The organism is Pedobacter anseongensis (assembly GCF_037482965.1).
GTDB classification, from domain to species: Bacteria; Bacteroidota; Bacteroidia; order Sphingobacteriales; family Sphingobacteriaceae; genus Pedobacter; species Pedobacter anseongensis.
Genome location: NZ_JBBHKB010000005.1, coordinates 133429 through 159014, shown reverse-complemented (window position 1 = coordinate 159014; position 25586 = coordinate 133429). Strand labels below are relative to the sequence as shown.

The 25586-nt window shown below is 39.5% G+C and carries 29 protein-coding genes; 17 read left to right on the top strand and 12 right to left on the bottom strand.

Going from position 1 to position 25586, the window contains the following annotated elements; translation table 11 throughout:
• From WG904_RS17640 to WG904_RS17590, 11 genes are all read left to right on the top strand, one after another.
• Entirely contained in the window at positions 1-2484 is a 2484-nt protein-coding gene (locus tag WG904_RS17640) for a TraG family conjugative transposon ATPase (RefSeq protein WP_339580668.1), read from the top strand.
• An 11-nt stretch (positions 2485-2495) separates the two neighbouring features.
• Positions 2496-2861 (top strand): hypothetical protein, encoded by a 366-nt coding sequence (locus WG904_RS17635; protein ID WP_339580667.1) that lies wholly within the window; start codon positions 2496-2498, stop codon positions 2859-2861.
• A gap of 19 nt (positions 2862-2880) precedes the next feature.
• A complete protein-coding gene (locus WG904_RS17630) occupies positions 2881-3618 on the top strand; it encodes a conjugal transfer protein TraI (protein WP_339580666.1) in 738 nt (245 codons plus the stop codon).
• Positions 3605-4252, top strand: a complete 648-nt coding sequence (locus WG904_RS17625) for a hypothetical protein (protein WP_339580665.1) — start codon at positions 3605-3607, stop codon at positions 4250-4252. Before WG904_RS17630 ends, WG904_RS17625 begins: the two co-directional genes overlap by 14 nt.
• Positions 4239-4880: a TerB family tellurite resistance protein gene (locus WG904_RS17620; RefSeq protein WP_339580664.1), complete on the top strand. Its 642-nt coding sequence runs from the start codon at positions 4239-4241 to the stop codon at positions 4878-4880. The genes WG904_RS17625 and WG904_RS17620 overlap by 14 nt, the downstream gene beginning before the upstream one ends.
• A 6-nt stretch (positions 4881-4886) precedes the next feature.
• Positions 4887-6107, top strand: a complete 1221-nt coding sequence (gene traJ, locus WG904_RS17615) for a conjugative transposon protein TraJ (RefSeq protein WP_339580663.1) — start codon at positions 4887-4889, stop codon at positions 6105-6107.
• A gap of 17 nt (positions 6108-6124) precedes the next feature.
• Positions 6125-6742: a conjugative transposon protein TraK gene (gene traK / locus WG904_RS17610; RefSeq protein WP_339580662.1), complete on the top strand. Its 618-nt coding sequence runs from the start codon at positions 6125-6127 to the stop codon at positions 6740-6742.
• 5 nt (positions 6743-6747) lie between these two features.
• Positions 6748-6963, top strand: a complete 216-nt coding sequence (locus WG904_RS17605) for a hypothetical protein (RefSeq protein ID WP_339580661.1) — start codon at positions 6748-6750, stop codon at positions 6961-6963.
• Between the two features lie 28 nt (positions 6964-6991).
• A complete protein-coding gene (gene traM / locus WG904_RS17600) occupies positions 6992-8059 on the top strand; it encodes a conjugative transposon protein TraM (protein WP_339580660.1) in 1068 nt (355 codons plus the stop codon).
• Positions 8056-9036 (top strand): hypothetical protein, encoded by a 981-nt coding sequence (locus WG904_RS17595; RefSeq protein ID WP_339580659.1) that lies wholly within the window; start codon positions 8056-8058, stop codon positions 9034-9036. Before traM ends, WG904_RS17595 begins: the two co-directional genes overlap by 4 nt.
• A gap of 67 nt (positions 9037-9103) precedes the next feature.
• On the top strand, positions 9104-9280 hold the full coding sequence (locus WG904_RS17590) for a histone H1 (protein WP_339580658.1): 177 nt from the start codon (positions 9104-9106) through the stop codon (positions 9278-9280).
• A 59-nt stretch (positions 9281-9339) separates the two neighbouring features.
• Here the strand turns inward: WG904_RS17590 and WG904_RS17585 are convergent, their stop codons facing one another.
• Positions 9340-11172, bottom strand: a complete 1833-nt coding sequence (locus WG904_RS17585) for a UvrD-helicase domain-containing protein (RefSeq protein WP_339580657.1) — start codon at positions 11170-11172, stop codon at positions 9340-9342.
• On the bottom strand, positions 11157-13358 hold the full coding sequence (locus WG904_RS17580) for an AAA family ATPase (protein ID WP_339580656.1): 2202 nt from the start codon (positions 13356-13358) through the stop codon (positions 11157-11159). Before WG904_RS17580 ends, WG904_RS17585 begins: the two co-directional genes overlap by 16 nt.
• A gap of 310 nt (positions 13359-13668) precedes the next feature.
• Between WG904_RS17580 and WG904_RS17575 the strand changes: the two genes are divergently transcribed.
• The 4 genes from WG904_RS17575 (at position 13669) to WG904_RS17560 (ending at position 15209) form a co-directional block, all read left to right on the top strand.
• The gene (locus WG904_RS17575) at positions 13669-13806 is read left to right on the top strand and encodes a hypothetical protein (protein WP_339580655.1); all 138 of its coding nucleotides are present in this window, start codon (positions 13669-13671) and stop codon (positions 13804-13806) included.
• The gene (locus tag WG904_RS17570; protein ID WP_339580654.1) at positions 13796-14353 is read left to right on the top strand and encodes a hypothetical protein; all 558 of its coding nucleotides are present in this window, start codon (positions 13796-13798) and stop codon (positions 14351-14353) included. Before WG904_RS17575 ends, WG904_RS17570 begins: the two co-directional genes overlap by 11 nt.
• A 192-nt stretch (positions 14354-14545) precedes the next feature.
• Positions 14546-14716: a hypothetical protein gene (locus WG904_RS17565; RefSeq protein WP_339580653.1), complete on the top strand. Its 171-nt coding sequence runs from the start codon at positions 14546-14548 to the stop codon at positions 14714-14716.
• Between the two features lie 4 nt (positions 14717-14720).
• Entirely contained in the window at positions 14721-15209 is a 489-nt protein-coding gene (locus WG904_RS17560; protein ID WP_339580652.1) for a J domain-containing protein, read from the top strand.
• 105 nt (positions 15210-15314) lie between these two features.
• On the opposite strand, the gene WG904_RS17555 is transcribed toward WG904_RS17560, so the two are convergent.
• Genes WG904_RS17555 through WG904_RS17545 form a run of 3 tightly spaced genes read right to left on the bottom strand, consistent with a single transcriptional unit; the run spans position 15315 to position 17989 of the window.
• Positions 15315-16271 carry a DUF5677 domain-containing protein gene (locus WG904_RS17555; RefSeq protein WP_339580651.1) on the bottom strand — a complete coding sequence of 319 codons (957 nt, stop codon included), beginning with the start codon at positions 16269-16271 and terminating at the stop codon, positions 15315-15317.
• A 12-nt stretch (positions 16272-16283) separates the two neighbouring features.
• On the bottom strand, positions 16284-17222 hold the full coding sequence (locus WG904_RS17550) for a hypothetical protein (protein WP_339580650.1): 939 nt from the start codon (positions 17220-17222) through the stop codon (positions 16284-16286).
• Between the two features lie 20 nt (positions 17223-17242).
• Complete coding sequence (locus tag WG904_RS17545) at positions 17243-17989, bottom strand: hypothetical protein (RefSeq protein ID WP_339580649.1); 747 nt, start codon at positions 17987-17989, stop codon at positions 17243-17245.
• Positions 17990-18132: 143 nt separating this feature from the next.
• Between WG904_RS17545 and WG904_RS17540 the strand changes: the two genes are divergently transcribed.
• A complete protein-coding gene (locus tag WG904_RS17540; RefSeq protein WP_339580648.1) occupies positions 18133-18627 on the top strand; it encodes a hypothetical protein in 495 nt (164 codons plus the stop codon).
• A gap of 400 nt (positions 18628-19027) precedes the next feature.
• A complete protein-coding gene (locus WG904_RS17535; protein WP_339580647.1) occupies positions 19028-20173 on the top strand; it encodes a S41 family peptidase in 1146 nt (381 codons plus the stop codon).
• Positions 20174-20520: 347 nt separating this feature from the next.
• Here WG904_RS17535 and WG904_RS17530 read toward each other — a convergent pair whose 3' ends face one another.
• The 7 genes from WG904_RS17530 to WG904_RS17500 all read right to left on the bottom strand — a co-directional run bounded on the left by WG904_RS17530 (position 20521) and on the right by WG904_RS17500 (position 25453).
• Complete coding sequence (locus WG904_RS17530) at positions 20521-21714, bottom strand: Bcr/CflA family efflux MFS transporter (protein ID WP_339580646.1); 1194 nt, start codon at positions 21712-21714, stop codon at positions 20521-20523.
• Positions 21715-21972: 258 nt separating this feature from the next.
• Positions 21973-22536 (bottom strand): DUF1398 domain-containing protein, encoded by a 564-nt coding sequence (locus WG904_RS17525; RefSeq protein WP_339580645.1) that lies wholly within the window; start codon positions 22534-22536, stop codon positions 21973-21975.
• A gap of 586 nt (positions 22537-23122) precedes the next feature.
• On the bottom strand, positions 23123-23716 hold the full coding sequence (locus WG904_RS17520; RefSeq protein ID WP_339580644.1) for a YdeI/OmpD-associated family protein: 594 nt from the start codon (positions 23714-23716) through the stop codon (positions 23123-23125).
• A 3-nt stretch (positions 23717-23719) separates the two neighbouring features.
• Positions 23720-24277 carry a DUF4256 domain-containing protein gene (locus WG904_RS17515; RefSeq protein ID WP_339580643.1) on the bottom strand — a complete coding sequence of 186 codons (558 nt, stop codon included), beginning with the start codon at positions 24275-24277 and terminating at the stop codon, positions 23720-23722.
• Positions 24278-24286: 9 nt separating this feature from the next.
• Positions 24287-24667 carry a DoxX family protein gene (locus tag WG904_RS17510; RefSeq protein WP_339580642.1) on the bottom strand — a complete coding sequence of 127 codons (381 nt, stop codon included), beginning with the start codon at positions 24665-24667 and terminating at the stop codon, positions 24287-24289.
• Positions 24664-25131, bottom strand: coding sequence for an SRPBCC domain-containing protein (locus WG904_RS17505; protein WP_339580641.1), 468 nt, complete (start codon positions 25129-25131; stop codon positions 24664-24666). The genes WG904_RS17510 and WG904_RS17505 overlap by 4 nt, the downstream gene beginning before the upstream one ends.
• Positions 25109-25453 carry an ArsR/SmtB family transcription factor gene (locus WG904_RS17500; RefSeq protein WP_339580640.1) on the bottom strand — a complete coding sequence of 115 codons (345 nt, stop codon included), beginning with the start codon at positions 25451-25453 and terminating at the stop codon, positions 25109-25111. The genes WG904_RS17505 and WG904_RS17500 overlap by 23 nt, the downstream gene beginning before the upstream one ends.
• Between the last annotated feature and the right edge of the window lie 133 nt (positions 25454-25586).

Below are 25586 nucleotides of genomic sequence, written 5' to 3'. Positions count from 1 at the left end.
ATGACAGAAGCAACCGATATTCTTCCGATAGTGAAGATAGAACATAACTGTATCCTTTCATCTGGTGGTGACATCACCATAGCCTACAAAGCCACCATGCCCGAAATATTTACCCTTTCGGACAGGGACTATGAAGCCTATCATCAGGCTTGGGTAAGGGCGATAAGGGTGTTACCAGAGCATAGTATTTTCCACAAAAGCGACTGGTTTTTTGAAAGTTCGTATAATGCTGATTACAACAAGTATGGTAAAACCTTTCTGTCCAAATCCAGTGAAACCTTTTTTAACGAACGTCCCTTTCTGGAGCACGAATGCTATATCTTTTTGACCAAAAAGCCAAAAGACAGAAAACTTTCCTCATCCGCATACAGCAACATCTTGCGCAAGTCGATCGTACCTAGCCAGACCATTAACCCCGTGCTGCTTAATGACTTTTTGGACAATGTAGGCCAGTTTGAGCATGTCCTAAAAGACAGTGGTTTTGTTTCGCTGGAACGGTTGACCGATGATGAGCTTGCGGGAACGGCAAACCGTGCAGGAATTATCGAACGGTACGTTTTCCTATTAAAAAATGGTGAGCAACCGATCATTTCCGATGTGCATATCAAAGATGAAATCCATGTGGGCAGTAAAAAAGTGGAACTGTATGCCTTATCAGATACCGAAGACCTACCAGCTTATTGCGGAAGCCGTATCAATTACGAAAAGTACAGTACCGACCGTACGAAGTTCTCCATCGGTTATGCCAGTTCTTTGGGTAGCCTTCTGAACTGCAACCATGTACTGAACCAGTTTATTTTTATCGAAGATGCGCAAAAGACGATCAAAAAACTCGAAGCCAAGAAACTGCGCTTGCAGTCCCTTTCGGGCTATTCAAGGGAAAATTCGATCAGCCGTGATGCGGTGAACGATTTTCTGAACGAGGCCATTGCATCACAAAGGCTTCCGATAAAGGCGCACTTTAATGTGATGGCATGGTCGGAAGATGAAAAGGCTAAAGACCTTAAAAATCTGGTATCGACGGCAATGGCGCAAATGGATGCCACTTGTAAACAGGAAACGGATGGAGCCGCCCAGATATGGTTTTCGGGAATGCCAGGCAACCAAGCGGATTTTCCGATGAACGATACCTTTGATACGTTCGTTGAACAGGCAACGTGTTTTTTTAACCTTGAAACCAGTTACCAGTCAAGCATCAGTCCGTTTGGTCTGCGCATGGGTGACCGTTTGACAGGAAAACCCCTTCATGTGGATATTTCAGATGAACCGATGCTAAGGGGCTGGATTACCAACCGTTCAAAGTTCATTTGTGGCCCAAGTGGATCGGGAAAGTCATTTTTTACCAATCATCTGGTAAGGTCATACTACGAGCAGGGCGCGCATTCGGTGATCATTGATATTGGACATAGTTATAAGGGACTTTGTGAGCTTGTTTGTGGTTACTATTTTACCTATTCTGAAAGTGACCCTATCCGTTTCAACCCTTTTTATTTGGGCGATGGCGAGATACTGGACACCGAAAAAAAGGAAAGCATCAAAACGCTTTTGCTTGCACTATGGAAAAAGGACGATGAGCCTTACCGCAGGTCGGAGTATGTGGCCATTTCGGGTGCTTTGACTTTATATTTTGAGCATCTGGAAAGGAATGCCGACCTGTTTCCCTGCTTCAATACCTTTTACGAATTCCTGCAGTCCGAATACCTGAGTGTGCTGGACGGGCAAAAGGTAAAGGAGCGTGATTTTGACGCGGGCAATTTCCTGTATGTATTGCGCCCATACTATCGTGGTGGTGAATTCGATTACCTATTGAATGCGACCGAAAACCTTGACCTGTTGAACGAAAGGTTTATTGTTTTCGAGCTTGATTGCGTGAAGGATCATCCTATTCTGTTTCCAGTGGTAACACTTGTTATCATGGAAATGATACTTTCCAAGATGCGCAAGTTAAAGGGTGTCAGGAAATTAGTATTAATTGAAGAAGCCTGGAAGGCAATTGCAAAAGAAGGCATGGCGGCTTATGTGCAATACCTCTTTAAAACGATGCGGAAGTTCTTTGGTGAACCGATTGTCGTCACCCAAGAGATTGACGACATCATCAGTTCGCCCATCGTCAAAAACGCTATTCTCAACAATTCGGACTGCAAAATTCTGTTAGACCAGAGCAAATACCAGAACAAGTTCGACCAGGTACAGGAGCTCTTGGGCTTGACCGATAAGGAAAAGGCGCAGGTACTTTCGATGAACAAGGCAAACGACCCCAAACGGAAATACAAGGAGGTTTTTATCTCGCTTGGTGGACACAGCAAAGTGTACCGTACAGAAGTTTCCGCCAGTGAATATCTGGCCTATACCACTGAAGAAAAGGAAAAAATGCAGGTACAGGAATATGCCAAAAGATACGGCAGTATGCAAAAAGGCATTGCAGTTCTGGCCTCGGAACTGGCTAACAAACAACCAAATATTCACCGACCATTTTGGGCATAAACTTTAATCCTATGAAAACCACCATCATTTTATTTGTATTAGGGGCAATCCTGTTTATCGGTTGCACAAATGACAACGTTAGACCGTTTATTTCGGGAACCTATACCGATGATTACAACCATGAATACGGCACTTCAAATGATACCTTGACAATTGAGCCGTCAGAAGGAAACAATTTTATCATTTACCGCAAAACCGGGCTGAACAGGATCAGAAACGGCAGAAAACAAATGCGGGAATTTAAAACCGAAACCTGGAATGCGGTCTATGACAAGGCTACCAAAACCTTGACCGAAACCCGAAAAGGTAGACTGATTACTTTCTTCCCCGAAGCAAACAAACTGATGGTGAATTCGCGCGAATATCAAAAACAGTAACATTTCAATTCATATCGATATGAGAATCAAAGAACCTATCGGTGTATGGCCATACATCGGTGCAATCAAGAAATTTATGAAAAAATATATGGTCATGCTCCCCATGAGCGCCATGACCCTGTTTGTGGCACTGCCCAAAAATGCAGATGCACAGATAGCGGTCGTTGAGGTCATCAAGGCGGGGGTAAAAAAAGTAATCAAGGCGGTAGACCTTAAAGTACAGCGTTTGCAGAACGAAACGATCTGGCTACAGAATGCGCAAAAAGTACTGGAAAACCAGCTTTCAAAACTGAAGCTAACGGAAATTGCCGATTGGACGGAAAAACAGAAGCAGCTTTACAGCGAATATTACACCGAACTTTGGAAGGTCAAATCGGCCATTGCCTATTATAAAAAGTTAAAGGAACTCACTACAAAGCAGGTTTCCATTATCGATGAATACAAATGGGCATGGAACCTTTTCCAAAAGGACAAGCACTTTAAGGCTGAAGAATTGGAACACATGCAGAAAATCTATTCAGGGATGCTCGATGAAAGCCTTAAAAATGTAGACCAGATTTTATTGGTGGTGAATTCCTTTAAGACACAGATGAGTGATGGCGAGCGATTGGAGCTTATCGGTAAGGCTTCGGCGCAGATGGACAGCAATTATTCCGACCTCAAGGAATTCAACAGGCAGAACATCGCTTTGAGCATCCAGCGAAGCAGATCATTGGACGAGGCCGCTAAACTAAAGGAAATCTATGGGGTACAGTAAATTCAAGATCAGCTTATTGTTGTTTGTGCTGTTATTTGGTGTTGCAGGTTCTGGTTACTCCCAAACCCTGGGCGAGTTCTTCAACCAAAAGAAAAAGCAGAAACAGTACCTCTTGCAACAGATCGCCGCCTTGCAGGTCTATATTGGCTATGCAAAAAAGGGCTATGATATTGTAGGTTCGGGACTGGAAACCGTTCGGGATTTTACCAATGGGGAATTCAAATTGCATGATGCTTTTATCAGTTCGTTGAAACAGGTCAGCCCCGTTGTACTGGGCAACGCCAAGATTGCCCAGATTATCGAACTACAGCTTTCGACCAGAAAGGCTTTCGGTAATATCGCACAGAGCGACCTGTTATCTTCCTTCAATTCCCTGTATATCGGTCAGGTCAAAGCAAAGGTAATTTCCGAATGTGATGGTGATCTTGAAGAAATGCTACTCATCATTACTTCTGGCAAGCTGGAAATGGGTGACCAGCAGCGATTGGAAAGACTGGAGAAGGTCTACAGTTCCATGAAAGAAAAAGCCGCATTTGTACAGGATTTTGTGGGAAACGTTAACCTGCTCATTCGTCAGAAGAAAAACGAACAAAAACAGATTGATCTATTAAAGAAAAGCTATGAAATCAATTAGAAAATATCCGATTATGTGCATTGCATTGATGGTCTTTGGGCTTTCCTTTTCAGTAAAGGCACAATCTACAGAAGTCCAGCAACTGCTGTTAAATGTCGAAAAATTGAGCCAGTTGAAGAATATCCTAGCCGATATGAAAAGAGGCTACCAGATTGTAAGCAACGGTTATAATTCGGTAAAGAACATTGCGCAGGGAAATTTCAGTCTCCACGAAATGTTTTTGGATGGGCTGATGCTGGTCAATCCAGAGATCAAAAAATACAAGCGGGTGGCCGACATCATCAAATGCCAAAAACATATCATAGGTGAATATACTTCCGCATTTTCCCGTTTCAGCCGTTCGGACAATTTCAGTGTTTCGGAACTCGATTATCTCGAAAAGGTCTACAAGCGGATTTTTGACGGCAGTCTGGACAATCTGGAAGAACTTACCCTGATCATTACTTCGTCCAAGCTCCGTATGGCTGATGAAGAACGCCTTCGGGCAATCGACCGCATCTTTGCCGATACGCAGGACAAGCTGCTGTTCCTGCGCGATTTCAACGGTGAAGCGGATCTATTGAACCTGCAACGAAAGCGGGAAAAAGCCGATCTGAAAACCATCCAAAAACAATTTAACATCAACTAATTTTTTATGCAGAAGAGATTATTTTTGACCGCATTTCTTGCGGTGATAGCTATGCTTTTGCCCGAATTTTCCCACGCACAGGGTATGGCACAAAGCCTGAATGGAATGCAACCCGTGCTGGACAAGGTGTACAGCGAAATGCTTCCCCTTTGCAGTCGGCTAATCGATGTTGCCCGTGGCATCGCTGGATTTGGCGCACTCTGGTATATTGCCAGCCGAGTTTGGCGACAGATTGCATCCGCCGAACCTATCGACGTCTATCCGCTCTTGCGCCCATTTGCACTCGGCCTAGCGATTTTGCTTTTCCCGATGGTCATTGCAATTATGAATGGCATTCTCCAGCCCACCGTTTCGGCTACTGGTGCAATGGTAAGCGATAGTAATAAGGCGATAGAAAGATTGCTGAAGGCAAAGGAAGCCGCGATCAAAAAGAGCGACCATTGGCAAATGTATGTCGGGGATAACGGTAACGGTAATAAGGAAAAGTGGCTGAAATACACCTATCCCGAAGAGGAAAGCGAAGGATTTTTTGAGGGCATCGGACATGATATGCAGTTCTTTATGGAAAAGCAGTACTACAATTTCAGAAACTCCATCAAGGAATGGTTGAGCCAGGTATTGGAAGTACTATATGCTGCTGCAAGTCTTTGCATCAATACTGTTCGGACATTCTTTCTCATTGTGCTTGCCATTTTGGGGCCACTCGTATTTGGATTTGCCGTGTTTGACGGTTTCCAGAACTCGCTAGTCCAATGGCTGGCAAGGTACGTGAACATTTTCCTTTGGCTTCCAATTGCCAACATCTTTGGAAGCATTTTGGGGAAAATCCAAGAGAATATGCTAAAGCTGGATATTTCACAGATTGACCAGCAGGGAGATACCTTTTTCAGTCAGAACGATGTAGCTTATCTCGTGTTTCTCGTCATTGGAATCGTCGGATATGCGGCTGTTCCGAGCATTGCCAACTATGTGGTACATGCACATGGTAACAACAGTGTATTGCAAAAAGTGACCAATATGGTTTCAAGTGGTGCGGGTGCTGGAGGTGCTGTAGCATCCGCAGGTGGCGCAAGAGCGGTACAGGGCGCAGGGAATATCCTCAGTGCTGGCAGGCATATCAATGAGGGTCTTTCTGGAAAAGCAGAAGGCGCAGGCACACACGGCGCAGTCGGCAGGGCTTTGGGAAAAAGCGGAAGTCATATGCGCGACAGATTATCTGGTCACTGATTTAAAAAACCAATTTTATGTTTACACATTTTAAAAATATCGATACCGCTTTTCGGCACATCAAACTGTTCAGTATCTTTCTGATATTGGCCAATGTGGGCTGTATGTGCTTTTGCATCTACAAAAGCTATGATCTGGTGGACAGGTCGCAGAACCGCATCCATATCCTTTATAACGGCAAGGTTTTACAGGCAATGGCATCCGACAAAAAAAGTAATCTTGAAGTAGAACTTCGTGACCACATCAAGACCTTTCACCAGTATTTCTTTTCGCTCAGTCCCGATGATAAGGCGATCAAAGCTTCGGTTTCCAAAGCATTGTACCTGGCTGATGAATCGGCCAAAAAACAGTTCGACAATCTTCGGGAGTCGGGCTATTACAACAACCTCATTTCGGCCAATATTTCGCAGGAAATCGAGGTCGATAGCACCAAACTGGACATCAACCAATACCCGTATGAATTTACCTGCTATGCCACGCAGAAGCTGGTACGCTCATCCAGTACCATCGTGAGAAAACTGGTTACACAGGGAAAGGTACGGGACATGAAAATGCAGACCGATAACAACCCACACGGTTTTTTGGTGCAGGATTGGGAGATATTGGTCAACAGGGACGAACCCTTAAATCCCTAAATGCCATGAAGTTTTTAAGAAAAAACAGGCCGCAAATTGCGGATGAGGCTACCTTAAAAAGAATATCTGATGGTATTGTCAGCAGACAGACCGCCATTGCGGAATACCTCAACAAAAAAGTTCGAAGGTTTTCAGCGAGAAGCCTTCGGCTCGGACTGATCGGGTTTAGTATAGCTTTTGGAAGCTATTGCCTTTACCTGATCGTAAAGGCATTTAATTAAAAATTATTTCATCATTAAAACACTAGATATGATAACAAAAAAAAGACTGGAGAAACAGAAGGTACTGTTATTTGTACCTTTGCTCATCATTCCGTTTCTTGCCCTTGCATTCTATGCAATGGGCGGTGGCAAAAGCCTAAAGGATGGGCATTCAAAGTCATCCGCTAAGGGTATCAACACCCAATTGCCCGATGCTTCATTTAAAAATGAAGAACCGACCGATAAGTTCGGGCTTTATGAGCAGAACGGCGATAAATCCGCTGATTCGGTTAACGGCATCAAGGCCGTTGCCGACCGATTGGGATTTGGGCAACAAGACTCAAAGACCGATGATATCAGCCGAAAACTGGAAGAGCTGAACAGGGAAATCGCAAAGCCCACTCCAACGAGCCCACGTTCTGGAAGTTCCATTTCAAGCGCACAGCAAACAGGCATGAAATCCGATGTTGACCGTTTGGAAGCCCTGATGAAGACCATGCAGAACGGCAAAGGTGAAGATCCCGAAATGGCACAGCTCAACGGTCTGATGCAGAACATGCTGGAACTGCAACACCCCGAGTTGGTACAACAGCGGTTCAGGTTACAGAAATCGTTAAATCCAGATAGCCAGTTTAGGGCAATTCCCGCAACGCTTGTGGGCAGTTACAAGGTAGTACAGGGTGCAACCATCAAACTGAAGCTACAGGACACCATTCGTATAAATGGTGTATTCATTCCCAAAGGCCATGAAGTTTTCGGTACGTGCAGGATTGCCAACCAACGTTTGCTATTGGATATCCGCAATATCCGCTTGGGTACTTCCATTGTTCCAGTTGACCTATCTGTATATAGCCTTGATGGTATGGAGGGCATTTATGCACCAGAAGCCATGTTGACCGATGCGCTCAACGGTGGCACCGAGAATGCGGTGCGTGGTGTCAACCTGCTTGGAATTGACGGCTCGTTGGGCGCACAGGTCACCAGTGCGGGCATTGATGCCGCCAAAACGCTGGTCAGCCGAAAAGTTAGCCGTATCAGGGTAAAACTAAAGGCTGGGCAATCAATTTTGCTCCGAAACAATAAACCCGAATCGTTTACTAAAACCATAAGACCATGAATTTGAATAATTTGGAAGACCTGAAAATTGAGATGAAAAAATTGGGTTTCGCCGATAAACTTATTGAGCAGATGGAAGAAAACATGCGCAAGGATGTGCCAAACTTCAAGCTCTATGATACTGTTTCTGCGACTAAGGGGCAGGTAGATTTGACCATTCATTTCAAGCAGTCGGGACAATCGGAATTCTACTATCTGAACAAGTACGAAGCGACCCACAATCAGGGCAGACCATTGGAAGGAGGCCATAAATATATGGTCATAACGCCCAATGAGGAAGGCAAGAACATGGTCAAAAAGTTTGAAAATGTTGCCGAAGCGATTACTTTTTTCAAGGAACAGAAAGGTAACAGTGAACTTGCTGTTGGAAAGGATGCCGCACACAAGATCATGCTGGCAAATATGGAAAAGGGAACGATCAACTATGTGGCAAAAGATTTTCAGCGCAGTTTCTATTCTCAACCATTGCCGCAGACCTTTTGGCTTGACCACGGAAAAGGGTTTACCAAAGAACAGGGAGCTAACTTGGTGCAAGGCAGGTATGTTTACCGTGACGATATGTTGAGCCGTGACGGTGTGCCCTATAAAGCGTGGATGCAACTGGACACCGATAAGGAACGTGACCGTCAGGGAAATCTAACCTTTAGACAGTATGCCGACCCTGCATACCGATTTGATATCAAGGCTATACTTGAAACGTATAAGATCAAGGAAATGGAAGACCCAAAAAAGGCGGAAGCTTTGGAAGCCTCCATCCGTAACGGTAACAGGCCATTGGTTACGGTGACCAAAGAAGGCGAACAGGTAAAGATGTTCATGGAAACTGCAGTACGTTGGGGCAAACTAAATTTCTATGCTGAAAATGGCAGGCCAGAAAAACGTGAGCAGTTTTTAAAGGAGCCGGCTATGGAAAATAACCTGTTAAACGGTAAGGGCAAAGAGAAGGAAAATGCACAGGTTCACGAAATGAGCAGGTAACCAAAAAATTGGTTATGTTCGTTTAGAAAAAAACTAACCCATATTCATAAACTTAAAGATCAAAGACATGGAAAAATTCCAAAAGGTAAAAGACCTTGTGGCTTCAATTGAAGCGGATGCAGACAAATTCTACAACAAGGCTAACAGTGCCGCAGGAACTAGAGTGAGAAAAGGCATGCAGGACTTGAAAAATCTGGCTACCGAAATCAGAAAAGAGGTAACTGAGAAAAAGAACGCAAAATAAAACATTCAATTGTTTTGGGAATTAAAGCCTGATCGGAAACGGTCAGGCTTTTTGCTATATCAAGATAGCTTTTTTACATTATCTTTCCCAAACCAAATCTCAGCTTTCGATAGCACGGCTTGTTCTGGATTATGATAGAATACAACTAAATTTCTTTTCGCTCTCGTACAACATACATAGAAAAGTTTTTCTGTTTCAGCTAACACATTTTCATTCCCATTTTTTAGAAATAGATTTTTAAAATTGTACTTATTCCACCTGCCATTATCTAATACAATAAAAACATCATCAAATTCAGCACCTTTAATATTATGTTGGGTAGAAAATGGCGTAAATCCCTCTATATATAAATAACAATTATGAAATTCACTGAAAGAAATTTCTTTAATCCGATTATAAACGTAACGATATTGTTCAATATAGTCATTGATTTCTTCGTTCCTAAGCCAGATTCCATTCTCATGGGAAAAATCGATTATGTCCTGTATTCGGTTATTAGCCAATGCACGTAATACATTCATATTACCTCTTAATGCTCGTTTACCTTCAAGAGAGGTGACTCTATAGTGTGTTTTCCTAATAAAATCATTATAGTTACGGTTTGCATAATAAAATATGCAATCTTGTATATGAAATAGGTGTTTTATTATTGGATTTCTTAAGCTTCCTTTTTTTCTTTCTTCTTCATCGGAGCCCTTCTTATTTCCTATAAGCTGATCGGAATCTAAATATATATTTTTAAACGTATCAAAAGGATAACTACGTGCTTCCATATAAAGCTGTTGGTTTTCCTCCACAAAACTTGTTACGACTGGAGGCATTCTCAAATTCAATGAATCAATTACTTGTCCAAAATTCAAACCCTCTTCAAGTTGAATGTTATTTTCCTTGATATGTCTAAGAATAGAATTTTTGTATTCTAGTATCCTATCTTTCGAAAAAATCGCCATCAGATTTGGAAAACCCGCTTTGGGAGCAATCAAATTATGTGTAAGATATAGTTCCTTAGTCTCTTTTGTATTAGAAAAATCCCAAGTAGAAAAATATTCACTAGACTTGATTAGATCAAAGTCCGTAGAATCAGAATATAGAAATTTTATGCTTCCTGATTTTCCGTAATTTGGGGCATTTTCATCTTCCGCCTGCTGTTGAACCAAGGAGTCTGTTCGAAGTTGGTTGGCTAAATCGATTACAGTTTTAGGATTTCTCCTATTATCTTTTTTTACAACTTCATAAATAATTCCCTCATCAATAAAAGATTGTATATCGCCATTACCTCCATATATGGCCTGCATTGAATCCCCGAAAAAACCAAGGACATTCTTTTTTGAAGATTTTTGAAGATGATTTAAAAGAATATTTATTACTTCTTTTGAAGTGTCTTGATATTCATCGACCAAGATGAAATCATATTTATCTCTTACAATGTCACATAGTGCAGGATAAACACAAAACATTTCTTCTGCTAAAAGAATTACCTCGTCATGGCTAATGATACCTTCGCTTATTTTTCGCCACTCTCTGTAATCTATGCTTTTATCATAAAAGTATTCACTACTCGTCACTAATCCACTGCTGTCAGTTATTTTTTCCTTTTCTATCAAAGAGAATAAACACTGTTTCAAATTTTTTTGATAGGATTTTATTGTGTCCCAAAGAAAATCGTGAATGGTTGAAACATGCAGATTTTGATAAGATGTCCTTTCAAGAATTTCTTTAACAGCAACATTCGTATATGTAATACAGGCAACATTCGCAGAAGGCTTTTTTTCAAAAACATTTCTAAGAACCTGAACAAGTGTAAAAGTTTTGCCACTTCCTGCACCTCCACTAAGTAGGAAGCTCTTGCCATCGTCGATAAGTGCTGAAATTTCGTCTAGTTCCGTAGCCATAGTAATCCTTCGGTTATGTATGATGGTATTTGCCAGTTACTGTAATCTTCATTACTGTTAAATACTACGTCAAGAGCAAAAGACGTCTTTTTGTCAATGCAAGTATCAGCAATATCATAAACATCCAATTCATCGTTATCCAGCTCATCAACATTCTTTAAGCTCCTAAATTTGTCCTTATTGTCTTTAATGAATTGCAGATTTAAGGAGATAAAGGCATCCTCATAGCTTCTTGCATGATAATCATTTTCTTTGGTTTGGAATACAATACAAAGTGATCCATCTTCTTTAACAGTCCAATTATTGTTGATCTTTTCATGGACTTTTTCAGAGATTGTAAGAGCTATTAAATCAGGTAAAGATTTATTGGGATAGAAACTATTTATTGCAGCATTTGAAGATGATTCGCCTTCAGCAACTCGACATTTTTTTGCTCTTAGTTTTGGACTACCATCTTTATTTTGAGCAGCTTTACCGTCTTTCATTACTTGTTCCATCTTACAGGTGTCAAAGTCTGTTATAATTAAGCATTTGATACCTAAAAAATGTATAAGTTTCTCAAAAATATGAGAATGCGCCCCAACTTCAACAACTGATATGTTTTGAGAAAGCAACGATATAAAATCTTCATGCTTATGTTCAATATCTAGTTTTTTCATTATTGCTGTCAGTAATAGGCGTTCAGTATCGCCCTCAATTAGAATCGCCTTATCCGCAAAAAACAATTCCGTTCTATTTAAAGTAAGATATTGAGTTAAAAAGTGATAGTGACTTGGTTCTGAATTGTATTCCTCTTTAAGTTTTTTGAGATTTTTTGCTATTACACTATTCTTAGACTCTTTAAAGAAATACTTTATATCATCAAAGTCACTTTCCGCTGTGATATGTGAAGAGTGTGTTGTGATTATAGTTTGTAAGTTAAACTTAATGTTATCCTGGTCAATTCCATGTGAAGCTTCGAATAATAATCTCTTAATATTTTTTATAAAAATATATTGCATTTGCGGATGCGTATGTGCTTCTGGTTCTTCGATAAAAAGAATATTGATGTCAGCTGGAATAGCTTCTTTATCCTTAATTTTCTTAAAATCGTTTAATAGTACCTCAATCTCAAATATCATAGCTATCAAATTCATATAGCCAAGACCATTGTAATCCTCTGGTAATGAAAAAGAATTATGGTTATATGTCACAGTCGTATTTTCCTTTAAGATATTTTTTTCTTCAAGAGTAGAAATAATATTGATGATAGATTCATCCTTTCCGATACCACCAAATTTCTTTACCTTCCCAATTACTCCTGAAAAAACTCTTTCATAAATGCCGGTAAGGTGCTCATCTGTTTTTCCTAATTGTGCAATGAGTTCCTTTATACTTTCAGACTCATTTATTGGATTGGAAATTTTTTCATAATATCTAGATGACATTCTAGATAATGTTTTATCAGACTTGCTCTGATTGCCATCTTGGTTTGAAACATCCCTTTTAGCCTTAATTCTCTTAAAGTTTATGACCTTATCAAGCTTTATTAGCTGATTTCCTAAGTCAATGAAATTACTTTCATTATTGTACTCCAAAGATTTTTTGAATAACTTAAAGTAGTTCTTGTGATACTTCTTAAGAAAGTAAAGCACATCTTTTTTTATAATTTCCTTTTTTGGCTCAGAGACTACGGCTTTCACTTCTTCACCAGATGATGGAAGAGAATGGACTGCTGTAATTGCCGAGTCATTGTTCAAAGAGCTTAAATTTTGGTCTAACTTAAAAGAAGCATAATCAATTCTCAATGACAATAGTTTTTCGTAAGTAAGTATGTATTCGAATGCAAGAACAATCTGAGTTATTTCGGGATCTAAATCTAACATTAAGGGACTAATATTGCTCAAATTATCATTTTCACCGTATTGAATGTATAGCTTTAATGTTATCCCGAAAGCATCAGGTATTTCAACTACTTCTTTAGCCTCAACAATTTCCCTGATTTTCTCTTGAAATTCTATGTTAAAATCCTCAAAGGCAAAATCTGGCGTACCAGAATCTGAATTCAAAAATTTCTCCATTATGGACAATAATGATGTCTTGCCACAATTATTTTTTCCAATGACCAAAGAAAGATCATTTTCAAAGTCAAGGTTAAAGGATTTTAATAACCTATAATTTGTTATTTGAGCGTTAACTACTTTCATTAATGAGCGATAGTTTAATGATGAACATATTTGATTGCTTCTTAAAACTACTCAAAATTGAGCGAAGAATCTAAATGACACTCAAAATTCTCATCCAACCTTTTTGCTAACAAATTTCTGAACAATCCATTAGCCTAGTCAAGACCAAGCCCTAAAGGGTTTGCTGAAAAAAAATCTCCACACCTCGCTTCGCTTCGGGTAGTATTTTTTTTCGCAAAGTCTTGCCTGCCTACTGGATTGTATCAGGTGAGGGGGTTTAACAAAAAGCCAGGAGGCTCCTGCCGACTGATTTTTTTAAACCCATAGTCCGATGAATACGACAAAAGGCAGAAGCCCACCCATAGCACCCACCGCCCATGCGCCACAGCAAGGGGCATCGCATCAACCCGCAGGATATTATTTACAAATCATTTATCAATCATTTAAAAATAGAAATAATGGAAACTAAAGCAATCGCAAACAACAAATCAAATGGACAAATCCAAAACGGCAAGGCAAATAAGAGCGATTTTGTCAATGTAAACAAGGAAGCAGAGAAAGGAAAAGTAAACGAGCCTGTTAAAACCGATGGACAACCGACAGCTAAAACAGAAGCGCCAAAGGCTGAAAATACACAGGCACAGTCCAAAGCCGATGAACCAAAGGCAGAGCCGACCAAAAAGGAGATAAAAGCAAAATTGGCAGAGGAAAAACCAGTGATGAACCTTGACCAGATGTTGAAAAAAATCAAGGATTTGACCCGACTGTCCAATCAAAGGGACAAACTTTCTTCAACTATCGATACGTTGGAAGCCTTTGAGGTTGCGCAGATGGATGAAGCGGAAGAAACCAACCTTAACCACTTTCAGGGTTGTACGCTTACCATCACAGATGATAACGACAGGGAGTTTACAACAAAAAATCCTTTCATCATTAAAAACACAGCGGACAACATCAAAACCCTATGCCTAGAAAAATTGGGCGAAGTTGAGGGGCAGATCAATAGTACCTATTAATCCATTTAACGCCCTTGCTATTTGCAGGGGCGTTTATTTCCTTATCAAATTTTTAGCGTATGGAAGCAGTATTTATAGAATTCCTCGACCAAATGTATTGGGAGGGTTACGACGAGCAGTTCAAAGCGGATAACCCAACCCATTTTAACAGGCAGTTAAGGGAGTTCAAGAAACAACATCAAATCTCTAGTTATGAAAAAGCATCATTTAATCCTAAGCATTCGGGTAGACGTGGAAACCGCTCTTAGTCTTTTTGAAACAATAGCAGAACTGGAGACGGAAACCGATTACCTCATTGGAAGCACCGCCAACGTAACGGTAACCGAAACAGAAATTTTAGAAACCAAGTTACCTAATTCTTAATGTTATGAAATGGTTTAACGAATGTACAACACTGGAAGAGGTCAAAGCCACATATAAGAAACTGGCAAAGCAGTATCACCCCGATTTGGGAGGCGATACGCTTACCATGCAGGAAATCAATAAAGAGTATGCCTTTGCATCAGCCAAAGCCTTGAAGGGTGCCAATCTCTCCGAGGAAGAAACAGAAAACGAAATCCGATTTTCGGAAGAATACAGGCAAGCCATAGAAAAGATTATCCATTTGGAAGGCATTGTTATTGAACTGGTCGGTTACTGGATTTGGGTAACAGGCAATACTTATCCGAAAAGGGCAACACTAAAGGAAGCAGGTTTTTTGTTTGCGTCTAAAAAAATGGCTTGGTATTTCCGCACAGGGGAATATAAGGTAGCTAAGGGGAGTCAAAAATCACTGGATGAAATCAGAGCCAAATATGGTAGTAAATTGGTAAAAGATGATAGACCAAAACGACAATATATAAAATCAAAGGCTTAGAAATCATTTTAATATTTTAAGCCCTAATCTTCTCTGGCAAGTAGATTTAGGGCTATTTTTTTGCTCGCCTTAAGTGCGGAAAAAGTGAGTATAAAGTCAGTCGACCTAATTCAGATGTTCGTAAGCATTGTTGATGTCATATTCATGACCACGCATAAAGGCATTGAAGAAGTTAATCATGATTTGATCGATGATTGGTCTACCGCTATACGTGTTGGCTACATCAGGGAATAACCTGATATAGTCGGCGATGAAAACACTGAGCAGAAAAATGGCATTTTTTACATTGAAACTTGCCAGTTCAAAAAAACGTGGGTCTTTATTTTGGAACATATCTCCAAACTGGAATACCGCAACATTGGATGGATGTGAGTTCAACGAAAAATGAGTGTACATGTTATCCATCAGTTTGGGATTAAAACCCGCGTTTGCTATAAATTCTTGGAACCCTGCAATTCCCTTTACATGCCCATTTTCAAATATGACGTTGTATTCCTTTCTGTTAATCTTTTCATAGATTTTATCCTTGTCACGCTGGCTCAGCGCTTTGAATAAAGCCGTAGATTCGATTTGTGCTTTCAACTTTCCTATTTGGGCGAGCTCATCCTTTGCCTTTTGAATGTTTTCGGGAGAGCTCGTTTGTTGGACAAACCTTTGCCTGTAGCTTAATCCTGCTATAACCCACAGATTGTATTTAATCAACATTTCTTCGTCCGAATTATTACTGATGTAGATGAGATTGAACATTCCGACGGTTTCAAAAATAGTCCTGACCAACGATGCAACAACAGTCGGGTCAACAATTTTTTTCAGTCTCGAACCATCTTTTGAAACGAATTCAATCCCGCTGATCAATTGTTTCAGATGAGCCAGCTTGGTAAACAGCATCTGGTTGATCAGCATGGCATCATGCAAATGCGTTGGAGTATTTTTGTCACTCCTATGGTTTTGGATGCTTTTCAGAAAATATTCCAAAAGGATATCGATCACATCATTTATGTTTTTCTCCGAATCCATTATTCGCAAACGGGTAAATTCGGCCCTCAGTTCATCTTTGTTCATTTTTGAATTTCTTTAAATATCATCAAAATCATCTTCTTCTTGAAAGTATAAATCATCCCTGCCAACTAGACTCACCTGTTCCAACCGCTCTTTAGTCATTGGCTCATCTTCCAAGATTGTATCCATTTCATCTATTATTTCGCTGTTGTTCCTGATATCCATCAAAAACCTGATGTATTCTGCACTACTGTAATTCTCAAGAGGCAGTGGTTCGATCGACCTAATAAACCTCGTCATCCCATCATCCAAATGCCCTGACTGTAGCAACACCAGAATTTCTTTTTGCAGATGCCTTTCCTTTTCAAATGTGAATTCTTTGGCAAGAAAAATCTTATAGGCTTTCGAATAAGTCAATATTTCATGGGTGTAAATATTTAGCCTTGCGGTTTCTGCGAGAATCAATTCGTAAAGTTCCGCGCTGATTTTGCCAACCAGTTTGCCAATGAACTTTTTTACCCTTTGGTCATTTGCAACCATCGGGCTAATGCCTTCTTCCTCGGTTACGTGTAAGGTTTCCTTTAAAAAGTTGACAAAACCATGTAGATCCTGATTTTTGGTATAGACGGATTTGAGATTATAACGAATATATCGGGTAGACCTGTAAAAGTCTCCTATAAACTGTAATAGCTTGAGGTGGGGTTTGCCAAGATTTATGTTGTGTTTTTTCTTTATTCGGGCAAGAAGTTCCAAATGATTGTGGGTAATCAAGGTACGTTCAAATTCTTCCTGGTCAATTTCTTCATCATGCTCTGCCAGAATAACAACGATTTTTTCCAACCGTTCAAGTCCAACAGAAAGGTTATAGAGGAATTCAAATACTTCGTGTTCATATCGGAAGTATTCAATTTGATCAAATGAATGCAGCGCATCGTAAATAAAGCTTCCTGAAATATGCAATTCAGTGCCTAAACGGAAGTTTTTCCAGAACTTTATAGGGTCGTCTTGATACATATCTTGAATAATTTAGATGATCAGTTAATGTGTTTTTCAATAAGACCTATTTTGGTTCCAATTACGAATCCTCTGTCGATCCTTTCCTCTATCATGATACCTACAAGAATGTAATTGTAAGTATTGCGTCTTCTGCCAGCAACCGACAACCATATCCCACCACCACTCATTCCCTTCAGTTCCTTGAAACCTAACATTTTAACCTCTTCATCTAGGAAGCTTTGTTTTCGGCTGTACTCTAACGACACATTGTTTTCATAACTAAAACCCAGTTTCTCGAAATTTCTATATCGACGAATTGTAGTCAGATATCCAAAAGTCGGGGCATAGAATGCTTTGTCTTCCAGCTCTGTCTTTTTATTAACATATCCGAAAAGCATATACCATAATTCTTCGTCGAACTCGTGACTGAAACCGAGGTATTTATATGGCAGGAATGAGTAAACAGTTTTCAGCTCACTAACTCTATAGCTTTTTAGTTCTATTATGGCTAAATCTATGCTGTCGTTTGCATCATTCAAAAATTTGACCGAATCAGGTAACCTAACAGCAAAGCCCATTGAAGTTAAAATCACAACATCATCTATTTTGATGTTATCAAAGACGTGTTTACAAGTAATGAGAAAAAACTTTTTTGAAGTCTGTACCAAAACTCCCGAGGCAATCTGAAGTGGTGGAGAATGATCACTATCTAGCTGCTGGTTCTGCGCGGGACTGTAATACAGTTGTACAGTATATTTAAGAACGGGAAATTCTTCTGTATCCATGAGTAAGCTATAATTTAGATGAAACAGGCGATCTAAAATTACCAATTTCATTTAAGACTCGTAGCAGAGAAAATTCTACTAGATAAATACTGTTCAAAAACATAGCCCAATTAAACTGCATTTAGTTTTGTAGATTTATTGCTATGGAAGACAATATCAATTGGATCATTGACGAAAACTATATCGATCGAGCGCACTTTTATAGAGGAAAAATTATCAGCCAGTTCTGTTTTCTGGAAATGACCATGAGCATGATCATGACCGAATCATTTATTTCTGATCGGGAATTAGGTAATCAAATGTATCAAACCATGCTTGAAAGAATGACCTTTGAAAACAAACGAGCTAGTTTCCAAGCCATCATTTATTCACGGGCTCCGGAGAACAAGATAAAATACAAACATATCTTCAGAGAACTTTCTGAACTAAATGAGCTCAGAAATCAGTTTGCGCATTATCCACTGATTCCGACGATTGCCGATTGGGACAATGAAACTGGAATCGGACTAGCAAAGTTCCGTGACAAACCCAATGCAATTAAGTTTAAAGTGGATGAATTAGATGATATTCTTGCAAGGATAAATAAAATCGACTACTTGCTCAACAGGGAATTCAGAAATACTGAAACTAAAGAATAAATCTAACAAAATAAGTAAGCGTGCAACTTTACAAATAAATTGGTAGTGATTTGAAAAGTGTTCGAAAAATCTGCTATGTTAAATTCTTCGAACACTTTCAACAAAAAAGTTATGTGTAATTTTCTCGACTTTTTTTGAGTTCATTTTTCTCGATAATGTTCTCAACTATCATTAGGAAGCCAGTTAAATGTTCTAAAACAGAACCCTTTTCTGTACTCAAATCGAATTGAAACCTTTCAGAAATGAAGGGTTTTTTTGTATGTAGTCAATTCGTGTGGGTTTAAAATCACAAGTGACACGCTTTCGCTAGATGGACTCAATTCCCATTGCCCTCTTAAATTTTTAATATCATAAACTATAGTTGTAAATGTTATTCCATTTGAGCAAACTGTTTTTGATCATGCAACCAAAACCTAAATTTATTCGTCAGTATAGTATATTTGAAAAGATGAAAACACTTCTTCCTATTCTATTCTTCCTTCTTCCTTTTATATCTGCAGCACAACAATGTGATTGTGCAATTAACTTTGACTACATGGTTAGCCGCGTGGGATCAGATTATGCTGGTTTTAACGATAAAATTAAAGTTACAAACAAAAAAGCTTTTGAAAAATTTACTAACTCTTTAAGAAAGAACGCAGTTGCTGCTAAGAGTGTTGATTCATGTTATGTGATCCTCAGATCGTGGACAAATTATTTCAAAGACAGTCACCTTCGTGTTCAGCTTGATTGGAGATATAGAGAAAAATATCCGGAAGTAGCAAAATTCTTGAATGCTCGATTTGCTAAACCAAAAAATAGTCCAGTTTCAATAGAAAAATTAGACTCAAAGACTAATTTCAAAATACTTGATGACAAAACTGTCTTGTTAAGGCTTCCATCATTTGAATGGAGCGAGAAAAAAAACATCGACAGTTTACTTAAAAATTATAATCAGCAACTAATGAAATTGCCCAACTGGATCATTGATTTAAGGGGTAATACTGGTGGTACTGATTATGCATTCAGTGGCCTAATGCCCTTCATTTATACCAAACCAATAAAAATTAAGCCAGACGAATTTCTATCTTCTAAAGAAAATATCAATATTTTAACAGAAAACCTTAAAGATACTGACTTATCAAAGGCTGGAAAAGATTTTATAATTAACTTGATTAAACTGATGGAGCAATACCCTAATCAGTTTGTTAATCCTTCTGGAAAAGATAGTTTCGAAATCAAGCTGGATACTGTTTATCAATTTCCGATTAAAGTAGCCATACTGATTGATAGGAATACAGCGAGTTCTGCAGAGTCGTTTCTGCTAAGTGCAATGCAAAGTGATAAGGTGAAAATTTATGGTGAAAATTCAGCTGGAATGTTAGATTACAATAACACGCAGTACTTTAATATTCCGTGTAAAGATTTCAATCTAGTTATACCTATTGGACGTTCCAAACGTCTGCCAGAATATCCTATCGACAATATTGGCATCAAACCAGATATAAAAATTGAAGTGAAAGAAGTAGATAAAATCAATTATATTTTACAGGCTCTGAAAAACTAATTTTATTCTAGCATTCAAAACGTTTGGATATTTTTCCCTTCACCTTATTCAAAAAGTGTCTTTCAAGCCTTCAAACGAAATAAAATTTCTAAATCGCTATAAAAAAGTTCCGAAATTTGTATCTCCGAGAGTACGCAACAAAAAAACGAAAGTTTGTAACAGATTGACTATTAACAACTTGCATTTTTTGCTTTTTACAGAATTTTGGTTGATTTTAGAATAGAAATTGCACCAAAAAGCGAGTACTAGACTAATTATCAAAGACATACAACACAATGATGTTTCCTGCTACCGTTCCTCTGTTTTATTGAAAGCTTGAACACCATAACATTTTAATTATCAAGTATTTACAAAGATAATTGATGAGCTGTTTTAATTAATGAACTTCGGCGCAATCTCCACCAGAACAGCAATGCGATACCATAAGAGGCAAATAGGACAGTCGCAAAGCCAACCATTTGATAAGGGATAGTTAAGGCAACCGCCAGGGAAACAAGTGAAGCGATAAAAGACTGGAATGCCCCTGAAAGCCCGGCCGCAGATCCCGAGAGCGCAGGAATACGGTTTACTGCCTCAGCTGAAGCAAGTGGATAAATAATCCCGTTTAAAACTGACATACACTGCATTGCTATGATAAAGATGGCAATACCATCAAAATAGCCCGATATTAGAAAGGTGATACCGATAACCAATGGATTGGACAGCGCAATCAGCATCAGTGTTGGGATTGATCCATATTTAGCTGATAGCTTAGGACTGAGGTATCCGCCGAGCATGAACAGGAAGGGGCTTGGTATAAGGAAGTAACTGATGTGCCATTCGGGATGCCCATGCTCCTTTAATAGGAAAGGTATTATGGTCAGGTAACCGAAATAGGCCCCTGTGGTAAAGCTTAGCATTAAGACCATACTCCTGAAATAGGCGTCGGAGAGCAATTTTCTGAAATTCTCCACCATCGAGCTGCCGCGTTCTACTCCTTCTGATGCAGGCAATTTGCGGTAGGCAACCATCATGAGGATGCAGCCTATTGCTGCTATTATATAAAATACCAAGCGCCATCCATACTGTGAGCTTAAATAGCTCCCGACAAGGGGTGCCAAGACAGGGGATACTGCTACCATAGGATACAGTATGCTGAAAGCTGCTGCGCGCTGCGCGCCCTCAAACCGGGAAACCACAATGCTTTGCCATATTGTAGCCGCAGCCGAAACCGAGATGGCCTGGAGCACGCGACACAAGAGCAACATGGCTATCGAGCTGCTGATTGCGCAGCCTATACTGGAGATTATAAAAAGTATCAGCCCGGCAAGTAGTGACCTGCGCATTCCCAAGCTGTCAGACAAATAACCTGATAAGGGGCTGCCTACACCAAGTCCGAGGAGAAATATGCTGAAGGTCAAAGCAACTGCTGATTCTGTAGTCGAGAAATCGGCCATTACCTGCGGAAATGATGGCAGGTACATATCCGAGGCGATATGTCCCAAAAGGCTTAATCCTGACAGAAAAAATAATGTTCCGAAATTCTTTTTTATAAAGTCCATTATATTGAAATCAAATTGTTTAAATACAAATCTAAAGGCATGGGCACGGTCCTGATTGTAAAAATTCGCTTGTTGTAATCTTGCGAATTCAAATTACGATCACGCTGTTGAGGTAGTAAAAGTTAAATAAACAAATGAAATAGCGAGCGGCAGATAATCTGCAGCCCAATGCGGCAGAGGACAAAAGCAGCAGACACACCACTATTTTCTATAAAACAAACTGTTATTACTCTTAATTAAAATGCCAGACAAACCGAATTATACCTCCGGGATCAGCTCTACCAATACCTCATTGCCCGCCATATCATAATAGGTGCAGGTCATCCTATCCAATGAGACAATCCAGTGGTCGATACCGAAGCCAGCGCACATCCTGATGAACGTAGGGTAATCCGTTTTTCCCTGCTGGTGTTCCTTTAGGTCAATCTTAAACTGGGTTATGTTGCGCTGGTCAGAAATTGCAATAGCTTCATATTTTGCCGGCTTGATTACTTTATAACCCTCTGCGCCATAAACCTCCGTATGGCCATCGGTAACATATGTTTTGTAGTATACTACCCCCAGCTCTTTCAGATCCCTTATGTAGGCCGGAAAATCAGCGCCTGATTTTACCTTGCTGTGAGCTTCATTAACTTGATCTACTGTAAATGCTTTCATATTATTATTTATTGATTTTGAACTTTTGCAGCCACAACCATAGCAGCGATTAGCGCTATGTTGATTATTCTGCTTGATTTTTTCATTGCTTTTGTATGTGTTTGAATGTTTTACAAATGTCTGCAATGCTGAAATTCCCTGATTGTAAAAAATCGTTTTTTGCACGTTTTGATAAAATATTTAGGCCATGCAATCTTACTATTTACTGTAATTGTAAAAATTCGTTCTCAGCAGAATACCCTGAATGTTTTCATATCCTGCATCTTACACGTGCGTTCAATAGCAGGCATCCAAAACCAGCTGCTATGGATTTGGAGATAATAATTTATAGAAAAAAATATCTAGTTGTTTAACTCGTAAGGGTGAGCCTTGTGTGCTTTGGATAATGCTCTATGGCGTAGCGCTGCATCGTTCTAGGCATTCGCCCTATTGTCATCAGTCTTGGAAAAAGCGATTGAAATGTTAAACAGCTGGAAATAGTGAAAAGGAAATATACGTTTTGTTAATAGAGGGGTTAACTTTAGTGTTTGGAAAATTTGTATCGTCGGGAGTACCTAAAAATCGAAATGAACAGCCATCAGAAATGATAGCCTTTTTGATGGATGCAACATTTCAAAGTTTCTCTCCAACTTAATATCTCTTATTCTGAAAGTTTGTTATTAACGCAAGCTTTTCTGAACGAGGCACATGCACAAAGCCCACCTCTTTTCTATCAGCTTCCCTGTCTGATTCAGTGACAATCCTAGTATAATTATTTCCTATCCTCCCCCAATCCTTTTCCATTCATAATCAATTCCATGCACTTTTCTACTCTTGCTTCTCTCGTTTTCGCCTGCTTAGGCTGCGAAAAATGAAGTAAATAAGCACGCTGTCTGCCCGGTGTTAATGCATAGAAAGCAGTTTTTAATGCCGGAATTTGATCCAACTTATCTTTAAACTCCTCCGTCATCTCGAATTCAGTAGTCTTCTTCAATTCCACTTTTAAACCCGACTTTTCTACTTCTATAGCTTCAAAAATGGTAGCTTTAATAGTCGCATCATTTTCTAAAATCTGTAAAACATTCGAAAAGCGAATCTGTCGCGCAGCTTGTACATTCTCCGTTTGCTGAATCAACAAACCATGGACATTCCCTAACAATGCCCCTTTAAAAAATAAAAGCGCACAGTATTCTTTAAACTCATGGATTAAAACAATATTGCTTCTCTTATATTGATAACATGGACAACCCCACTTCAGTTCTTCTGTTAGTCCACAGCCCAGAACAATTAGACGCAATCGCTCCAATTCTTCCTGCCATTTTCCAGGCCTTCTAAAATAAAAATCTACTTTAGGATTTACCATCATCAATTAAACTCTTAACGAAGCCCGAAAACCCCTTGCCGCATAATACGATTCGGCACCATTATGATAGATAAAAATGGTACCATAGCGATAATCGCCAAAAATAGCGCCTCCTAATTTTCTGATCGCTTGTGGAGTGACAATCCAGCTCGATGTTTTAGTGTCGAAATTCCCTAATTTTTGTAGTTCACGGTACTGCTGCTCATTTAGCAGCTCGACCCCCATCTCTTTCGCCATTTCTACAGCACTGTTGCCTGGCTTATGTTCTTTCCTCGCCTCAAGCGCTTCATGATCGTAACAGACGCTTCTACGGCCTTTCGGACTTTCGGCAGCACAATCAAAGAAAACATATTCATCAGTAGCTTTATCATACATCACCACATCAGGTTCCCCTCCTGTAATTTCCATCTCATCGAGCGACCATAGTTTTTCGGCATTTGCTTCCAACTTTACCTGTATTTTAGACCATTCCATACCCGAATGACGGTTCATATTTTTCTCAAAGCGCGCTTTCAAAATGCTGAGTAATTCTGTACTTTGCTCTAACGGTAATTCTTTTTTCATGCGATTAAATTAATTAGCGGCTACCATTTTCCTAGATAGAGGTCTAAAATACCAAGATACTACAATAAGTATGATTAATAATGTGGGACCGAAAAATTCTTTAGCAGGGTCACCAACAGCTAAATGCGAAATCAAGGCGCCAGACATGGCAAAAAAGAAGCCTGCATAGGCCCATTCTTTTAACAAAGCAAATTTAGGAATAAGTATTGCTACAACACCCAATATTTTCCAAAAAGCTAATAAGGGCAAAATGTAAGAAGGATAACCTAAATGAATCATCATACCTACTTCTTCTTTTAATTTTATGAATTGTACGATACCCGTTGATAGCATGCCCAACGCCAGCCAGCCTGTGGCAATCCAATAGGTAATTCTTTGGGTCTTTGTCATATTTGCTTATTTACTATTTCTTGTAATCGATTATGCGCCATGTTAAGTCCTTGAGCAAATGGAAGTGCTAGCATTTGATCTCGCAGAGCGACAGATTTATATACAATTTGCATGGTGAGTTTGCTCGTTTCTGCAGTAAGGTGTTCGAATGTTAAATATTCGAGCTGAACGGCAAAAGGCGTATTTTCCATTTCAAACGTACGCGTAATTTTCTCATTTGGCACAAACTCAGCCAGCACACCGTTGGCGCTAAAAACCACATTACCATGGGGATCTCTCGTTTCGAACTGATAGCTACCGTGCTTTTTACTCTCCAGCTTCACTACTTTTGTGCCCATCCATTGCGCTACAACATCGGCATCAACATACGCTTTAAAAAGTAATGCTAAAGGCAAATCGAATTCACGTGTAATAATCAATTCCTGTTTACCTTCTTCGGCCTTAATCTTTGTTTTCAATTCCATTACCAACGCTTTTATATTTTCTCATTACTTCTTCCAATTTATTAAATCGCTCGTCCCACATGGCCCGAAACGGTTCGATAAAGTCGGCCACTTGCTTCATTTTTTTCGCATTCGCATGATAATAAATCTCCCTTCCATCTTGCTGCTGCACCAATAATTCGCACTCCGTTAGTATTTGCAAGTGTTTTGAAACCGTTGGCCTTGCTGTGTCAAAGTTAGCGGCTAATGCACCGGCTGTCATAGATTGTGAAGCCACCAAAAGCAGAATGGCCCTTCTTGTAGGATCCGCAATGGCTTGAAATACATCCCGTCTAAGTTTCATATGTAGCTATTTGACTACAAATATATGTGTAGCCATTTAACTACGCAAATTTATTTTCATAATAATTACTTACAAGATGAATTAACTGCTGATTTTCAGTAAATGATTTCCTTAAGATTGCTGCTAAGGTAAT

Coding starts and splice junctions, on each gene's coding strand:
- WG904_RS17590 (WP_339580658.1), top strand. CDS start 9,104: ATGGAAAAATTCCAAAAGGTAAAAGACCTTGTGGCTTCAATTGAAGCG.
- traM (WP_339580660.1), top strand. CDS start 6,992: ATGATAACAAAAAAAAGACTGGAGAAACAGAAGGTACTGTTATTTGTA.
- WG904_RS17575 (WP_339580655.1), top strand. CDS start 13,669: ATGAATACGACAAAAGGCAGAAGCCCACCCATAGCACCCACCGCCCAT.
- WG904_RS17640 (WP_339580668.1), top strand. CDS start 1: ATGACAGAAGCAACCGATATTCTTCCGATAGTGAAGATAGAACATAAC.
- WG904_RS17560 (WP_339580652.1), top strand. CDS start 14,721: ATGAAATGGTTTAACGAATGTACAACACTGGAAGAGGTCAAAGCCACA.
- WG904_RS17520 (WP_339580644.1), bottom strand. CDS start 23,716: ATGATGGTAAATCCTAAAGTAGATTTTTATTTTAGAAGGCCTGGAAAA.
- WG904_RS17550 (WP_339580650.1), bottom strand. CDS start 17,222: ATGTATCAAGACGACCCTATAAAGTTCTGGAAAAACTTCCGTTTAGGC.
- traK (WP_339580662.1), top strand. CDS start 6,125: ATGTTTACACATTTTAAAAATATCGATACCGCTTTTCGGCACATCAAA.
- WG904_RS17515 (WP_339580643.1), bottom strand. CDS start 24,277: ATGAAAAAAGAATTACCGTTAGAGCAAAGTACAGAATTACTCAGCATT.
- WG904_RS17585 (WP_339580657.1), bottom strand. CDS start 11,172: ATGGCTACGGAACTAGACGAAATTTCAGCACTTATCGACGATGGCAAG.
- WG904_RS17565 (WP_339580653.1), top strand. CDS start 14,546: ATGAAAAAGCATCATTTAATCCTAAGCATTCGGGTAGACGTGGAAACC.
- WG904_RS17500 (WP_339580640.1), bottom strand. CDS start 25,453: ATGAAACTTAGACGGGATGTATTTCAAGCCATTGCGGATCCTACAAGA.
- WG904_RS17635 (WP_339580667.1), top strand. CDS start 2,496: ATGAAAACCACCATCATTTTATTTGTATTAGGGGCAATCCTGTTTATC.
- WG904_RS17535 (WP_339580647.1), top strand. CDS start 19,028: ATGCAACCAAAACCTAAATTTATTCGTCAGTATAGTATATTTGAAAAG.
- WG904_RS17625 (WP_339580665.1), top strand. CDS start 3,605: ATGGGGTACAGTAAATTCAAGATCAGCTTATTGTTGTTTGTGCTGTTA.
- WG904_RS17505 (WP_339580641.1), bottom strand. CDS start 25,131: ATGGAATTGAAAACAAAGATTAAGGCCGAAGAAGGTAAACAGGAATTG.
- WG904_RS17510 (WP_339580642.1), bottom strand. CDS start 24,667: ATGACAAAGACCCAAAGAATTACCTATTGGATTGCCACAGGCTGGCTG.
- WG904_RS17605 (WP_339580661.1), top strand. CDS start 6,748: ATGAAGTTTTTAAGAAAAAACAGGCCGCAAATTGCGGATGAGGCTACC.
- WG904_RS17540 (WP_339580648.1), top strand. CDS start 18,133: ATGGAAGACAATATCAATTGGATCATTGACGAAAACTATATCGATCGA.
- WG904_RS17545 (WP_339580649.1), bottom strand. CDS start 17,989: ATGGATACAGAAGAATTTCCCGTTCTTAAATATACTGTACAACTGTAT.
- WG904_RS17555 (WP_339580651.1), bottom strand. CDS start 16,271: ATGAACAAAGATGAACTGAGGGCCGAATTTACCCGTTTGCGAATAATG.
- WG904_RS17620 (WP_339580664.1), top strand. CDS start 4,239: ATGAAATCAATTAGAAAATATCCGATTATGTGCATTGCATTGATGGTC.
- WG904_RS17630 (WP_339580666.1), top strand. CDS start 2,881: ATGAGAATCAAAGAACCTATCGGTGTATGGCCATACATCGGTGCAATC.
- traJ (WP_339580663.1), top strand. CDS start 4,887: ATGCAGAAGAGATTATTTTTGACCGCATTTCTTGCGGTGATAGCTATG.
- WG904_RS17595 (WP_339580659.1), top strand. CDS start 8,056: ATGAATTTGAATAATTTGGAAGACCTGAAAATTGAGATGAAAAAATTG.
- WG904_RS17580 (WP_339580656.1), bottom strand. CDS start 13,358: ATGAAAGTAGTTAACGCTCAAATAACAAATTATAGGTTATTAAAATCC.
- WG904_RS17570 (WP_339580654.1), top strand. CDS start 13,796: ATGGAAACTAAAGCAATCGCAAACAACAAATCAAATGGACAAATCCAA.
- WG904_RS17530 (WP_339580646.1), bottom strand. CDS start 21,714: ATGGACTTTATAAAAAAGAATTTCGGAACATTATTTTTTCTGTCAGGA.